This is a genomic window from Telluria sp. ZB2R32, from assembly GCF_059685715.1.
Genome location: NZ_JCASIG010000002.1, coordinates 345,236 through 360,892, shown reverse-complemented (window position 1 = coordinate 360,892; position 15,657 = coordinate 345,236). Strand labels below are relative to the sequence as shown.

Annotated in this window: 6 protein-coding genes; 3 read left to right on the top strand and 3 right to left on the bottom strand. The window is 65.7% G+C overall.

Annotated features, from left to right (window positions below):
• Nucleotides 1-48 precede the first annotated feature (48 nt).
• Nucleotides 49-2,967, top strand: a complete 2,919-nt coding sequence (locus AC56LG_RS06615) for a hybrid sensor histidine kinase/response regulator (RefSeq protein WP_497165316.1) — start codon at nucleotides 49-51, stop codon at nucleotides 2,965-2,967.
• 232 nt (nucleotides 2,968-3,199) lie between these two features.
• Here AC56LG_RS06615 and AC56LG_RS06610 read toward each other — a convergent pair whose 3' ends face one another.
• Genes AC56LG_RS06610 through AC56LG_RS06600 form a run of 3 tightly spaced genes read right to left on the bottom strand, consistent with a single transcriptional unit; the run spans nucleotide 3,200 to nucleotide 10,299 of the window.
• A complete protein-coding gene (locus tag AC56LG_RS06610; protein WP_497165315.1) occupies nucleotides 3,200-6,106 on the bottom strand; it encodes an MGH1-like glycoside hydrolase domain-containing protein in 2,907 nt (968 codons plus the stop codon).
• Between the two features lie 15 nt (nucleotides 6,107-6,121).
• Complete coding sequence (locus AC56LG_RS06605; protein WP_497165314.1) at nucleotides 6,122-8,443, bottom strand: amylo-alpha-1,6-glucosidase; 2,322 nt, start codon at nucleotides 8,441-8,443, stop codon at nucleotides 6,122-6,124.
• On the bottom strand, nucleotides 8,443-10,299 hold the full coding sequence (locus AC56LG_RS06600) for a glycoside hydrolase family 13 protein (protein ID WP_497165313.1): 1,857 nt from the start codon (nucleotides 10,297-10,299) through the stop codon (nucleotides 8,443-8,445). The genes AC56LG_RS06605 and AC56LG_RS06600 overlap by 1 nt, the downstream gene beginning before the upstream one ends.
• Nucleotides 10,300-10,883: 584 nt before the next feature.
• Here AC56LG_RS06600 and AC56LG_RS06595 point away from each other — a divergent pair.
• Nucleotides 10,884-13,559, top strand: coding sequence for a TonB-dependent receptor (locus AC56LG_RS06595; RefSeq protein WP_497165312.1), 2,676 nt, complete (start codon nucleotides 10,884-10,886; stop codon nucleotides 13,557-13,559).
• A gap of 157 nt (nucleotides 13,560-13,716) precedes the next feature.
• Entirely contained in the window at nucleotides 13,717-15,564 is a 1,848-nt protein-coding gene (locus AC56LG_RS06590; RefSeq protein ID WP_497165311.1) for a DEAD/DEAH box helicase, read from the top strand.
• Nucleotides 15,565-15,657: the final 93 nt, after the last annotated feature.

Sequence of the window (15,657 nt, the reverse complement as noted above, 5' to 3'; positions counted from 1 at the left end):
GGAGGGCGTGGCGCGGCCGCCGCGCTCCCTTTGTATGTAAAATGCAGCATGCATACCCGACCGGACTTCGCGGCGCTGTTTGCCGCCTCGCCTTACCCTTACCTGCTGATCGATACCGGCTTCATTCTCATCGGCGCCAATCCGGCCTACCTGCGCGCGACGCGAAGGACGGCGGACGAACTCGTCGGCAAGCACATCTTCGACGCCTTCCCGCCCAATCCGAGCGACCCCGGCTCGACCAACCTCGACGACGTGCGGGTCTCGATCGAGCAGGCGATTGCCACGCGCCAGCCGCATACCAGCGCCCTGCTGCGCTATGCGATTCCGGTCGAGACGCCAGAAGGACCGGGTTTCGAGGAGCGCTACTGGAGCGCGATCCACAGTCCCGTGTTCGACGACGCCGGCGCGGTGATCTACGTAGCGCAAAACGCGATCGACGTCACGGACCTGTACCGCTTCGACCACGCGAGCGGCGCGTACTACCTGAAGCAGGACGCCAACGCGGTGCCGGAGGTGACGCAAATCAGCCGCCCGCAGATGCACGAAGCCATGACGCGCATCCTGAATGCCGAGCGCGGCGCGCTGCAGGTCCTGTTCGACCAGGCGCCCGGCTTCATCGCCGTCCTGACCGGCAAGGACCATGTTTTCGAGATGGCCAACCAGGCCTTGTATCGCCTGGTAGGGCAGCGCGAGATCGTCGGCAAACCGGCGCGCGACGCCTTGCCGGAGCTGGCGGGACAAGGCTATAAGGAGCTGCTCGATGAAGCATGCAGGACCGGTGAGCCGGTCATCCTGCGCGAACGCCGTATCACGCTGCAGCGGTCGGCCGGCGCCGCGCTGGAAGACCGCTGGGTCGACCTGCTGTTCCAGCCGATCCTGGGAGCGGATGGGCGGGTCAACGGCATCTTCGCCCAGGGGAACGACGTCACCGGCGCCTACCGCGCCAATCGCGCGCTGTCGGAAAAAGTGCAGCAGCTCGAGGAAATCCGTTCGCACCAGGCCTTCCAGCTGGAACTGGCGGACCGCATCCGCCAACTGGAAAACCCCGACCACGTGACCGAGGCGGCTTGCGAAATGCTGGGCCGCAAGCTCGGCGTGTCGCGCGTGCTGTATGCGGAAGTGGACGACGCGCGCGGCACGCTCTTCATCCGGAGCGACTGGACGGCGCCTGGCTTTGCCAGCCTGGCCGGACAGACCAAGACCATGGACGACTTCGGTCCGCACATGATCGCCGACCTGCGCGCCGGCCATGCGGTGATCAACGGCGACGTGGCGCGCGATCCGCGTACCGCCGGCTACGTCGACGCTTACGACAAGATCGGCGTGCGCGCCGACCTGCTGCTGCCGCTGGTGCGCAGCGGCCGGCTGCGGGTCGTGTTGACGATTCACAATGCCACGGTACGCGCCTGGCGCGGGGACGAAGTACAGCTGGCGCAGGACATGGCCGAGCGCACCTGGTCGGCGATCGAGGCGGCGCAGGCGCAGTCCGCCCTGCGCATGGAACGCGACCAGAGCCAGTACATCTTCGACAGCATGGCCGAAGGCTTCGCGGTGCTCGACCGCGACTGGACCATCCTGCGCATGAATGCGGAAGGGCTGCGCCTGACCCAGCACACGGCCGACCAGGTCATCGGACGCAATCACTGGGACGTCTTCCCGCATATCTCGGGCACCGATACCGAAACGGTCTACCGCCGGGTGATGGAGACCGGCAAGACCGAAATCGTTGAAATTGCGCATCCCCTGCCCGACGGCGGATCTGCATGGAGCGAAATCCGCACCCACCGCTCGCTCGACGGCGGCATCGCCTTCTTCTTCCGCGACGTCACCGAACGCCGCCTGGCGCAGGAACAACTCAAGACAGCCGACCGCCGCAAGGATGAATTCCTGGCCATGCTGGCGCATGAGCTGCGTAATCCACTCGCGCCGATCGGCGCCGCCGCCCAGCTGCTGCGCATGGGCCGGCTCGACGAGGCGCGGGTGCGCCACACGAGCCAGATCATCGGGCGCCAGGTCGACCACATGACGCACCTGATCAACGACCTGCTCGACGTGTCGCGCGTCACGCGCGGCCTGGTCACGCTCGACAACGCGCCTCAGGACGTCCAGCAGATTGTCATGGATGCGGTGGAGCAGGCCACGCCCCTGATCCAGGCGCGGCGCCACCAGCTGGCCCTGCACCTGCCGCCGCAGGCGACCACGGTCGTCGGCGACAAGAAGCGCCTGGTGCAGGTGTTGACGAATATCCTGGCGAACGCGGCCAAGTACACCGACGAAGGCGGCAGCATCAGCCTGCGCGCCGCGGTCGATGGCGCGCACGTGCGCATCGAGGTGACGGACAACGGCATCGGCATGGCGCCCGAGCTGGCCGCGCACGTGTTCGAACTGTTCGCGCAGGCCGAGCGCACCTCGGACCGCTCGGCCGGCGGACTGGGCCTGGGGCTGGCGCTGGTGAAAAGCCTGGTCGAACTGCACCACGGCACGGTGGCCTGCCACAGCGACGGTCCCGGCCAGGGCAGCACCTTCAGCGTCTGCCTGCCGCGCCTGGCCACGCAGGAGCGGTCGCCGGCGCCGGCGGCGGGCGAGCACGCCCTGCAGTCGGGTCCGCGCGCCTTGCGCATCCTGATCGTGGACGACAACGTCGATGCGGCGGCGATGCTGGCGATGCTGCTCGAAGCGGCGGGCCACCAGGTCGCGGTCGAACACGACGCGCGCAAAGGCCTGGCGCGCGCGCAGGCCGACCGGCCCGACGCCTGCCTGCTCGACATCGGCCTGCCCGACATGGACGGCAACGAACTGGCACGGCGCCTGCGCGCGCTGCCCGAGACGGCCGGCACCCTGCTGATCGCCGTCACCGGCTACGGCCAGGAAGCCGACCGCCAGCGCACCCAGGAGGCGGGGTTCGACCACCACCTGGTCAAGCCGCTCGATCCGAAGCAGTTGTTTGCGATACTGGGGACGGTGTGAGGGAGTGCGCTGCACGCGTGCGTTGAACGCATGGGCGGCGCACACGCTGCGTCTGTTCATATCACAGGGTGTAGCCGCCCACCTTACGTCCTGCTGCAAATGCTGCCGATACGCGTCTGGCATACCCGGAGGGTGGGCGGCTCTACTCCGGGGCATGACCATCGTCGTCATTGACGCCGCCCACCCTACGTCCTGCTGCGAACGCTGCCGGTACCCATCCGGCATCGCGTTCTCACTCCACCCGCTGCACTCGTACCCCGAACAGGTCGAAGCGGTTCGACGGCCCGCCGGTACCGCCGGCGCCGCTGAAGCTGGCATTGCTCTCCAGGTAGCTCATGTTGTAGAAATCGCTCATCCGGATGCGGTAGGCGCCCGGCTGCAGGCGCGCACTCAAGGGTGTCGACAGCGTCGCCGGCGCTGCAGCGCCCACCGGCTTCGTGTGCGGCAGCTGGACCACGCCGGCGGCCAGCGTGCGCCCGGCGGCATCTTCGACTGTAAGCCATTTGACGCCGGCGCTGATGCCCAGGTTGATCTGGTTCGCCTCGTTGCGATAGCGTAGCTGCAGCGCATAGGTGCCGGCCGCGTCGATGCGCAGGTCGCGCAGTTCGAAGCGGTCTTGCGGTGCGCCCCAGCTGGGCAGGTAGGGCGCGTTGCCTGCAGCCGGTTTCAGGTTCGTACTCACGCGTGGATCGGACACGGGAATCTCGGTCGCCACATCCACGCAGCGCGGCGCGCTGTGGTGGCTACGGTTGCCCGAACCCTGGTACTGCGCCTCGACCGCGTAGCAGGCGTAGGGATGCACTTCGGGGTCGCGCCATTCGCCGGGTTTGACGGTAGTGGCGACCTGCCTGCCGTTGCGGTAGACGTGGTACACCGTGGCGGCGCCCCCGTTCGCGCCGGCCGTGAAGTACAGGCGTGCGTGATCGTCGCCCTCGCGCACCAGCGACGTGATGGCCGGCTCGGGCGGGCCGAACACGGCCGGCGCTTCGACATAGGGGGCGGCGTTCACGCGGCGCATGGCATGCTCGCCCGCGACCACCGCGCCGAGCGCAATCTCGATCGTGTCGCCGTCGCGCAGCTTGTCCCAGGCGATGGTGGCGCCGGCCGGCGCGCCGTTGAGCAGGACCGCGTCGACCCGGTGGACACCCGGCGCCGTGCTGGCGGGCGGCAGCAGCAGGCGTACGGAAACGCGCGCACCACGCAGGCGCAGGTTGTGCAGCGTGGCCTGGCCGGTGCCGGCAAAGGTCTCGCGGCGCAGCGTGGTGGTGACGAAGGGCCGCAGCGCGATACCGGTATCGGTCGCCGTCACGCCGAATACCTGTTCGACCACCATGCCGAGGTAGGCGCCGACCGACCACAGCTGGCGGCGCGAATTGATGACCGGGCCGGTCAGCCCTGGGTGATTTTCGTCGAGCAGCAGCGGCTGGCCGGACAGCCACTCGAGGTTTTCCATGTTCGACATGTTCAGCGCCGCGCCGCGCATCAGCGAAGCATAGGCGGCGTCGGCCACCGCTGTATTGCCAACCTGGGCCGCGGCCTTGAGGCCATAGCCGGTGACGAAGGGCCACATGGCGCGGTTGTGGTACACCGGCATGCCCGGCTGCTGCGGCCAGATCACCGGCGGCCCCATCGGCCCGTGGGGGTAGCGCGCAAGGATGCTGCGCGCCTGCTCGGCGCTGGCGATGCCGGTGATGATCGCCAGCGATTGGCCGAGCCAGTCGAATTTGTGCAGCGGCGCGCCGTCGAAGTGGGCGGCGGTGAGACTGCTGTACATGCCGGCCTCGGGCAGCCACAGTCTGGCGTTGATGGCCTGCTTGAGTGCAGTCGCCCACGCCGTGTAGCGCGTTGCGCGCGTGGTGTCTCCCGCTTCGCGCGCAAGACGGGCGGTGAGGAGCAGGGCCTGGTAGTGGGCGGCGTTGGTCGACACCGATTTCGCCCCCGCCATGGCCGCCAGGTCGTCGGTGATCCAGGCGGCGTAGCTCTGGTCGCGCCAGTCGAGGAAGGATTGTTCGCCCGTGTACAGGCCGTCGGTCGCGTCGAAGGCGGCGATGCGGTCGTTCTCGAGCGTGTTGGTGAGCGCCGCGAGCGCGCGTGCGGCAAAGGCACTGCGTTCGGCGGCGGGCAGGGTGCGCAGGGTTTCTTCGGCCGCAAAGGCCCAGGCGACGCGGTCGCTGCTGACCGGCCAGCTGCCGCCGCTGCCGGTGTCCTGCACGATTTGCAGGCCGCTGCCCGCGACCTGCGCCGCTTGCGGCAAGCCTTTCCTGAACCCGGCCAGCTTGAAGTCGAGCGAGTTGCGCACCCGCGCCGGATCGAGCAGGGCCAGGCCGAGGTCGGCCGCATACGACAGGTCGCGCGTCCAGACGTAATGCCATTGTTCTCCGGTCTCGAAGCAGTCGCAGGGAATCGGCGCGCCGCCGTTGTAGTTGCCGTCGCGGATGGCGCGCACCGCATCCTGGCGCATCTCGCTGGCCGCCAGCGCGAACAGCGCGTCGAAGGCGAGGTTCCCGCTGCGCAGGTAGGGAGAATCGGCGCTTTCTGCGTAGCTGCTGTGCTGCGGTACCGGGTCGCGCAGCTGCATCGTGGTCGAATGCGTGTAGCTGCGCAGCTGGGCTTCGGGGTCGACGATCGAGAAGCGTGCCGTTTCTTCCTTGCCGTCCCAGGTCGGATAGCGCAGCGTCGCCACGCGTGCGCGGCCCGCATGCGGATCGGGCGCGGCGCCGGTATTGCGCTCGGCCAGGCGAGTAATACGCAGCATTGGCGCGGTCGGTTTGGAAGCGTCGAGCGTGAAGCGGTAGGTGCCGGTGCGCGCCACGAACAGCGTCGCTTCCGGGCCGGCGCGGGTGGCCAGGGTCACTTCCTGGTCCGGCTTGACGGCGACGCTGGCCGCCAGGTTCGGCACCCCTGCCGGTACCCACTCCCGGCTCCAGTCGCCGTTGCCCAGCTTGAAGCCATGGTTGCCGGGGCTGACCAGGATGTCGGCCTGGTAGACCCCATTCCCCTTGTGCTGCAAGGCGTTGTCCAGGCCCCAGGCATTGAAGCCGCCGCGCACATAAAAAGCGTCGCGCAGCGGGCCGGGATCGGCGGCGACGGCGCTGCTTGCAGCGAGGAGGGCGGGCAGCAGCCAGCGGGGCGAGATCATGGGAATCCTTGTCAATTAGCGGTATTCGTTGCGTTCGATGATGCCGCGCAACGCATCCTGCGCACGCAGCACGGGAAAATCTTCGCTGCGGTAGGGCTTCGGCGTGACGAAGCGCAGGGCGCCGATGACCTTCGCATACGAGGGCCGCAGCTGGCGCACGGCCAGCCGCCGTCCATCCAGCGTCGCGCGGCGCGTGCCGAGCGTCAGCGTCACCGCCTTGCCCGGCGCCAGCGTGAAGGCTGCCTGGGAGCGGCTTTTGTCGGGATTCAACCAGGCCATGCGCAAGGTCCGCGCCTTCTGGCCGCGCAGGGTAAAGGTCCAGCGTTCGCCGCCTTGACTGCGAACGAAATCGACGGCGACGTCCTCATCGATACCAAAGGGCAGAACGGCCTCGAAACGCGACCACGCCGCCGGAATTGCCGGTTCGAAGGCGAGCGTATTGGCCGGCAGGTCGGGCCTGAAGCCGACGTAGTCCTGGTAGCCGTTGCGCGCATATTCGGCCACGCTCCAGGACTGGGCGAAGGTGCCGGATGGCTGTAGTTTTCCATCCGCGCGCGGCAGCGCATCGAGGTTTTCGCTCATGTTGCCCAGCGTGTCGAGGCCGAGGATTTGCGCGCCGAGGTTTTGCGTCAGCGCCCAGCCGAGGTCCTGGTAGCCGAAGCGGTTCAGGGCAGTGACCGTAAAGCCAGCGTTCCAGCCCCAGATGGTGCCGTTGTGATAGGCCGCGTCCTTGTGGTGGAAGCCGGGGTTCTGGTGGCGTGGATGGAAGTAGGGGTCGTCCTGGCTCAGCGAGGCAATGCCATAGGGGTAGAGCAGTTGCGAGACGGCGTTCTTCGTCACGCGCGCCTGCACGGCCGCCGGCACGAAGTCGTCGAAGGGAATCGTCGCCACCATCAGCTGGTTCGGCCGCACTTTGGTGTCGCGGCTGCCGTCGGCGCGCAGGCGGTCGGCCATGGTCGCGCCATCCCAGAACAGGCGCAGGAAACTGGCCTGCGCCCTGGCGGCCAGCGCCGACCATGCGCGCGCGCGTTCGTGGTCGCCGGCCTGGGTCGCCAGCCAGGCGCCGGTTTCCAGCGCCGTGTACCAGAGGGCCTGGATGTCGTTGGCGCGCGGACCGCGGTCCGACCAGGGCTGGTGCGTGGCATTCTCGATGCGCGCATCCATCCAGGTGTCCGAGGCCGCGTGGCGCAGCAAGCCGTTGGCGTCGACATAGTTGGCGATGGCGCCGTCGAAATAGGGCACGGCCAGCTTGTACATCTCGCGCGCAAAGGCCTGGTCGCCCGTGTAGCGGATGTATTCGTGGGCTTCGCGCAGCATCCAGGGCGTGCCGTCGACCGTGTTGTAGATGATCTCGTCGGGCGAGACGCGGTTCGGGATGCGTCCATAATCTTTATCGCGGGGCGTGCGCAGGTTCTGGAAGCGCGCGAAGTTGGCCAGCACGGCGCGCGCATCCGCGAACTGGCCCGACACCAGCAGCGTGCCCGGCAGGGCGATGAAGGTGTCGCGGCCCCAGTTTTCGCGGAACCAGGGCAGGCCGGCCCAGATGCCGGCGCCGTATTCGTCGACCACGAACAGGCGAGCAGCCGCCTTGGCCCAGTTCAGCGCCTTGTTGTATTCAACGTCGCTGGTGGCGAGATAGCTGCGCGTGAGCGTCGCGTAGGTAGCACGCCGTTCGGCGCCGATCGGGTCGCCGGCGGCCAGGGTGCGTGCGCGCTGGCTGGCTTCCTCGGCGGTGGCGCCGAATGCGGCGACGACGGTGAACGAGGCTGCAGGTGCGCTCGTGCGCAGCAGCAGCTTGTCGTCCAGCGCGAACGGACGGTCGCCCGCCAGCGCCATGAACTGGGTGGCGCCCTTGCCCGGCGCGACGACGACGACGCCATCGGCGAAGCTGACCGCGCCGGCCGTTTTTAATAACGGCTGCAAACCCAGCAGCGAAGGCCTGGCGCCCGTGACGCGCAACGCCAGCGCATGCTGTTTCGAGAGCAGCGCCAGTTCCTCGCTGCTGCCGTTGGCGTAGGCCACGCGGTGGCCGAAGGGGAGCACCTGTTCGCGCCCGCCGGCGCGTTCGTTGCGCACGCCATCGACATGGCTGACGTAGTTGTGGAAGACGGTCCCGCTTTTCAGCACATAGCCGGCGCCGGCATCGTGGCTGTGGGTAAACCCTTCGAAATAGCCGGCCAGGTTGTCGCCGGCGACGAAGCGCGCCTGCTGGCCGCTGTTGACCAACCCGGCTTCGATCGCCATCGCCTCGAAAAAGGCGTCGACGCCGGGTTTGTCGACCGCGGCGGCAGGTGTCAGAACAATGGCAATGGAGAGGGCGAGAAGAGTACGGCGCATCATGTTTCCGGCAGTTCGATGAGGAGGGTTGCTTTCGGCGCCAGGCGCAGTTCGCGCGTGAGGTCGACCGTCTGGCCGGTGAGGACGTCGACGCCGGCGCCAGTCCCGCGCAGCATTTCCTGGAAGCGGGCGATGGGCAAGCGCATCTCCTTGTCGTTGTTGTTCATGGCGACCATCACGCGTTTTTTGTCGCGCTTGTTGTCGCTGTAGCGGAAGTAGACCCAGGTATTGTCTTCGGGGCCGAAATGCATCAGCTTCCCATTGTGGATCACTGGTTGCGTCTTGCGCCAGGTGGCGAGCTTGCGCACCAGTTCCTGCGCCGCGCGCTGGCGCTGGCTCAATCCTTTGCCGCTGAAGGCATCGATCCGGTCGCCGGCCCAGCCACCCGGAAAATCGCGCCGGTAACTGGCGTCGTCACGGCCCTTGGTCGTGCTGGTCATCAGGATTTCGTCGCCCGTATAAAACTGCGGGATGCGCGGCATCGTCATCAGGAACACCAGGTTCATGCGGTAGCGGTCAAAGTCTTCGCCCACCACGCTGTACATGCGCGCCATGTCGTGGTTGCCGCCAAAGAGGACGAGTTTGTCCGGCTCCGGGTACAGGTGGTCGAGCGCGAGCGTCTGGTAGACCTCGTTGAAACCTTTGGTGGGGTCGGCGAGGGCGGTGCGCATCGCTTCCACCAGCGGGAAGTCCATCAGGCTCGGCAGCGACGAGGTATAGCCGTCGAAATTGACCTTGCCGCGCTGCCAGCGCGCCACCACCGGCACGAGCGTGCTCCATTCCTCGCCGACCAGGTTCAAATGCGGGTATTCGTCCATCAGGCGCTTGGTGTATTGAGTAAGAAAGGCGCCGTCGGAATAGCTGTAGGTGTCGATGCGCAGGCCCGACAAGCCCGCGTATTCGATCCACCAGATATTGTTCTGGATGAGGTAATTCGCCACGAGCGGATTGGTCTGGTTCAGGTCGGGCATGCTGGGGGCGAACCAGCCGGCCGTGAAGTTGCGGCTGTCGGCTTGCGAGGCATATTTGTCCTGCACCGCGACGCGGTGGTGCGCGGTCGGTACGAACTGGCCGCCGAAGTTGATCCAGTCCGGCGTCGGCAAGTCCTTCATCCACCAGTGGTTTTTACCGATGTGCGACAGCACCACGTCCTGGATCAGGCCGATGCCGCGCTTGCGCGCCTCTTGCGACAGGCGCACGAAATCGTCGTTGCTGCCATAGCGCGGGTCGATCCGGTAGTGATTGGTGGCGGCGTAGCCGTGGTACGAGTACGCCGGCATGTCGTTCTCGACCAGCGGCGTCGGCCACAGCTGGGTGAAGCCGAGGCCGGCGATGTAGTCGAGGCGGTCGATCGCGCCCTGGATGTCGCCGCCATGGCGCCCGCCCGGGTGCTTGCGGTCGGCCCGTTCCAGCATGCCGGGCACGCTGTCGTTGGCCGGGTCGCCGTTGGCGAAGCGGTCCGGCATGATCTGGTAGATGGCGTCGGCATTGCCGAAGCCCTGGCGTGCGCGCGATCCGGACTCGCGCGCACGCAGTTGATAAGGCTGGCGCAGGGTGCCGTCGGCGCCTTCGAACACGAGATCGACGCTGCCGGGTTGGGCGCCGGGAGCGATCTCGAGATCGATGAACAGGTAGTTCGGGTTCGCCACCCGGGTACTGGAAACGATACGCACGCCCGGATAAGCGAGGGTCGGCTGCATGCGGCCGATGTCGGCGCCATGCACCATCAGTTGCACGTTCTTGTGCTGCATGCCGGTCCACCAGAAGGGCGGCTCGAGGTGTTCGATGGCGGGCGCGGCCAGCGCCGGCTGCAGGCAAGCCAGGACAAGAAAAAGTGTTGCAAAAGAGCGTCGCATGCGGGACTCGGCTGGAAAAAGGAATGGAAGAAAAGCTCTAATGCGATGAGACGTAGTCTGCCTACATAAACGTTTGTCGAGCAACGAGCCAAAACGCAGTATTCGCTCTATGCGTTGGCGAGAATACCATATGAATAGGCTGTCACCAATTCAACAATATTTCTAGTTTAGGTACATGCTTCGTGCTGGCAGGGAAGGTGCTTGGGCGGCGTTGTGTCCGCGTCACGGCATATGCCGATTAACGCAATACGGTCCCTGCGGCAAGTGCATCGCCAAAACCCGCAATATCGCACCAAAACAGTGCATTTTTGCACTAAGTTGGTGAAAGTAAATCAACTTGTAGTCCGACTACACGTACCGACAAGCCTTCTTGTAGCTGGGATACAACGCCGGGATACGTTCCTCTATATAGGCGGACGTGCAAGGCGGGAAGAACGTAGTGCGGATGAACTCCCGTTGACAGTGCATCTAGTTTTAGTACAAAATTCTTGCCAGAACGTCTAAAGAGGCGTTATACAAAGCTCCCGTGCCGTGGCTGTGCAGCTGTCTTGCGGGAAATTACGTAGTCTGATCTGAGGGGACACATGAATATCTTCGCAAACAAGCGCACCGCTGGTTCGGGCCTTGTCTTCAAGCTGAGCCCGGTTGCGGCCGGCTGCGCCATTTTTGCGTCGGCCCTGGCCGGCAGCGCCAGCGCCCAAACCGCCGTCACCGAAGCGGCCGCCGATGCGCCGGTCCAGACCGTAACGGTCACCGGTATCCGCCGCGCGATCGAAACGGCGATTGCCACCAAGCGCGATGCGACCGGCATCGTCGAAGCCATCTCCGCCGAAGACATCGGCAAGCTGCCGGACGTCTCCATCGCCGAATCGCTGGCGCGCCTGCCGGGCCTGTCCTCGCAGCGCGTGAATGGCCAGGCACAGCAGATCAGCATCCGCGGCACTTCGGGCGACCTGTCGACCGCGCTGCTCAACGGCCGCGAGCAGGTCAGCACCAGCGCCAACCGCACCGTCGAATACGACCAGTACCCATCGGAACTGATCAACGCCGTTACTGTGTACAAGACGTCGGACGCCGGCGTCGTCGGCCAGGGCCTGTCGGGCACGGTCGACATGCAGACCATCAAGCCGCTGTCGCTGCGCGAGCGCGCGATCAGCGTCAACGTGCGCGGCGAAAAGAACTCGGCCGGCTCGATCAGCGCCGGTTCGCCCGACACCGGCAGCCGCGTCAGCGCTTCCTACATCGACCAGTTTGCCAACCGCACCATTGGCGTGGCCATCGGTTACGCACGCCAGGACAAGCCGAACGTCTCGCGCCAGTTCGAGACCTGGGACTGGCTCGACAATTCGACCGTCGTGCCGGGCTCGACCGTGAAGGTGCCGAAGGGCATCAAGGCGCTGGCGACCACCGGCGACCAGGTGCGCGACGGCCTGATGGGCGTGCTCGAATGGCGTCCGAACAAGAATTTCAGCTCGACCCTGGACATGTACCATTCGCGCTTCGACCAGGAAGAAATCCGCCGCGGCATGGAAATCCCGCTGCAGGATGACGGCGCCAATGTGGTCTTCGCGAATCCAACCATCGTCAACGGCGTGATGGTTGCCGGCAACGCCAACAACGTCAATCCGGTCGTGCGCAACAACCGCCTGACGCGCGAGGACAAACTGTCCGCCATCGGCTGGAACAACCGCTTCACCAGCGGCGCCTGGGTCGGCATCATCGACCTGAGCCACTCGAAGGCCGACCACAAGGAAGAGCTGGTCGAGATCAACGCCGGCCGCGCCGTGCGCCAGACCCTCGGCTTCGACTACCGCAACGGCACCATCCCGGGCCTGAACCTGTCGGGCATCTACGACGACCCGTCGCAGATCGCCATCGGCGGCCAGTTCGGCGAAGGTTACGTCAACGCCCCGAACCTGACCGACAAGCTGAACTCGGCCCGCGCCAGCGTCGAATACAAGTTCGCCGAAGGCGCCTTCTCGAGCGTCGAAGTCGGCTTCAACCTGTCCAAGCGTTCGAAGGACAAGCAGCACCTGGAAACCGGCTTCTCGAAGATCGGCAACGGTACGTTCGCATCGAACGTCGTCAACGGTTCGCAAGACCTGTACGGCCTGCCGAACACCCTGAGCTGGGATATCCCCGGCGTGCTGGCCCAGAACTTCGGCCCGTATAGCCCGTCGGTGCTGGTGCCATGGGGCGCGACCAAGAACTGGACCATCGACGAGAAGGTCAAGACCGGCTACGTCAAGCTCAACATCGACACTGAGCTGATGGCGATGCCGCTGCGCGGTAACGTCGGCGTGCAGGTCGTCAAGACCGACCAGAGCTCGACCGCCAACACGCTGCGCGCCTGGCCGTTCGCCGACCTGGTGCCGCTGACCGACGGCAAGCAGTACACCGACTACCTGCCGAGCCTGAACCTGGCCTGGAGCCTGCCCGACCAGCAATTCATCCGCTTCGGCGCCGGCAAGACCCTGGCGCGCGCCAAGCTCAACGAGCTCAACGCCGCCCTGGAAGTCGGCCTGACCGCGCAGAGCACCGGTACGCCATATGGCAACGGCGGCAACGCCCAGCTCGACCCATGGCGCGCCAAGCAGGTCGACCTGTCGTGGGAAAAGTACTTCGGCAACAAGGGCTATGTCTCGGTCGCCGGCTTCCACAAGAAGCTCGATTCGTACATCTACCAGTTGACCGGTCCGCGTGACTTCTCGGAATACCGTCTGGTAGGCGCCACCAGCAACATCGGCACCATCACCCAGCCACGCAATGGCGAGGGTGGCAAGCTGCAAGGCCTGGAACTGGCTGCCTCGGTACCGCTGGACATGCTGACCCCAGTGCTGGACGGCTTCGGCGTCACTGCCAACGCCTCGTTCAACAACAGCGAAATCGAAGTCAAGGACCAGCGTTTCGGCAGCATGGCGATCCCGCTGCCGGGCCTGTCGAAGCGCGTGATCAACCTGACCGCTTACTATGAAGCGAACGGTTTCTCGGCCCGCGTCAGCCAGCGCTACCGCAGCGACTTCGTCGGCGAGATCGGCGGCATCGGCGGCGCCAACGAACTGACCTTCGTGAAGTCGGACAAGGTCGTCGACCTGCAGCTGGGTTACGACTTCCCGCAAGTGAAGGGCCTGTCGGTGCTGTTCCAGGTGAATAACCTGACCGACACCGCGTTCGAAACCTATGCCGGCACCAAGGATCGTCCACGCGGCTACACCAAGTACGGCCGTCAGATGCTGCTCGGTTTGAACTACAAGCTGTAAGTATTTTCGCCTGCGGGCGAACCCCAGCCCTTGCAGGCTTTGTTGCCTGCAAGGGCTTTTTCTATTCCAAAAATGGGATGTGTCGGCAATCGGCCCACGTCCTTGCGGGCGACGGTGTAAACTGTCGCTTCCGTTTTAATTTAAGAGCAACTCATCCATGTCTGACACCCCACTCCCAACGTTTTCCGATCTGAACATCCCGGCGCCTATTTTGAAGGCACTGAAGGACGTCGGCTACGAGACGCCGTCGCCGATCCAGGCCGCCACCATTCCCCTGTTGATGGAAGGCCGCGACGTGCTGGGACAGGCGCAGACGGGTACCGGCAAGACCGCCGCCTTCGCGCTGCCGGTGCTGTCGCGCATCGACACCAAACAGTCGGCGCCGCAGGCGCTGGTGCTGGCGCCGACGCGCGAGCTGGCGATCCAGGTGGCCGAAGCCTTCCAGAGCTACGCGGCGCACATGAAGAACTTCGCCGTGCTGCCGATCTACGGCGGCCAGAGTTACGGCCCGCAGCTGCAGGCCCTGCGCCGCGGCGTGCAAGTCATCGTCGGCACCCCGGGCCGCGTAATCGACCACATCGAAAAAGGCTCGCTCGACCTGTCGCAACTGAAGACCCTCGTGCTTGACGAAGCCGACGAAATGCTGCGCATGGGCTTCATCGACGACGTCGAGCAGATCCTGCAACAGATTCCTGACGAACGCCAGATCGCGCTGTTCTCGGCTACCATGCCGCCGGCGATCAAGCGCATCGCCAAGACCTACCTGCGTGATCCGTCGGAAGTCACCGTCGCCGCCAAGACCGGCACCGCCGACAACATCACCCAGCGTTACTGGCTGGTGTCGGGCATGCAGAAGCTCGAAGCGCTGACCCGCATCCTCGAAGCCGAACCGTTCGACGGCATGATCATCTTCGCCCGCACCAAGCTCGGTACCGAAGAGCTGGCAACCAAGCTGCAGGCGCGCGGCTTCGCTGCCACCGCGATCAACGGCGACATGGCGCAGGTGCAGCGCGAGCGCACCATCGAGCAGCTAAAAAACGGCAAGATCGACATCCTGGTCGCCACCGACGTCGCCGCGCGCGGCCTCGACGTCGAGCGCATCAGCCACGTCATCAACTACGACGTGCCGTCGGACCCGGAAAGCTACACCCACCGTATCGGCCGTACCGGCCGCGCCGGCCGTAGCGGCGACGCCATCCTGTTCATCACGCCGCGCGAGCGTGGCCTCTTGAAAGCCATCGAACGCGCCACGCGCCAGCCGGTCGCGCCGCTGACGCTGCCGACGATCAAAGCCGTGAACGACGTGCGCATCGCCAAGTTCAAGGAACAGATCACGGAAACCCTGGCCGCCGGCGGCCTGGAACAGTTCCGCGGCCTGATCGAGGAATACGAGCAGGAGAACAACGTACCGGCGGTCGACATCGCCGCCGCGCTGGCCAAGCTGGGCCGCGGCGACGTGCCGCTGCTGCTGGAAAAGCCGGACCGCGAACCGAAGGCATCGAGCTGGGAAGACCGCCCGGCGCGCACCGACTTCGTCGAGCGCCTGCCGCGCCCGTCGCGCGAAGATGGCGGCAGCTGGGAAGAACGCGCCCCGCGTGCGCCGCGCGAAGCCGGCTTCAAGAAGGAGCGCATCGCACGGACGCCGGAAGACGGCATGGCCACCTTCCGCATCGAAGTCGGCCACACCAACGGCGTCAAGCCGGGCAACATCGTCGGCGCCATCGCCAACGAAGCGAACATCGATTCGAAGCTGATCGGCCGCATCGAAATCTACGACGATTTTTCAACGCTCGACCTGCCGGCCGACTTGCCGCCGGACCTGATCGATCACCTGAAAACCGTGTGGGTCGCCGGCCAGCAGTTGCAGATCACGCGCGACGGCGAAACGCCGCCGCCGAAGAAGGCGGGCGCGAAGAAGTCGTTCGGGGGCGATCGCCGCTTCTCGGAAAAGCCGGGTTTTAAAGCGGACAAGCCGCCGTTCAAGAAAGCCAAGCCGAAGGCGTAACGGTTGCGGTTTCGCCGCAATGAATCAAAAAACGGGGATTGGTCCAGTGGGTCGATCCCCGTTTTTGTAGAGTGGGCCGGGCGGCGAACCGCT

Bases quoted from the DNA above. Each gene is read 5' to 3' on its own strand.
- AC56LG_RS06615 (WP_497165316.1), top strand. From the start codon at position 49: ATGCATACCCGACCGGACTTCGCGGCGCTGTTTGCCGCCTCGCCTTAC.
- AC56LG_RS06610 (WP_497165315.1), bottom strand. From the start codon at position 6,106: ATGATCTCGCCCCGCTGGCTGCTGCCCGCCCTCCTCGCTGCAAGCAGC.
- AC56LG_RS06605 (WP_497165314.1), bottom strand. From the start codon at position 8,443: ATGCGCCGTACTCTTCTCGCCCTCTCCATTGCCATTGTTCTGACACCT.
- AC56LG_RS06600 (WP_497165313.1), bottom strand. From the start codon at position 10,299: ATGCGACGCTCTTTTGCAACACTTTTTCTTGTCCTGGCTTGCCTGCAG.
- AC56LG_RS06595 (WP_497165312.1), top strand. From the start codon at position 10,884: ATGAATATCTTCGCAAACAAGCGCACCGCTGGTTCGGGCCTTGTCTTC.
- AC56LG_RS06590 (WP_497165311.1), top strand. From the start codon at position 13,717: ATGTCTGACACCCCACTCCCAACGTTTTCCGATCTGAACATCCCGGCG.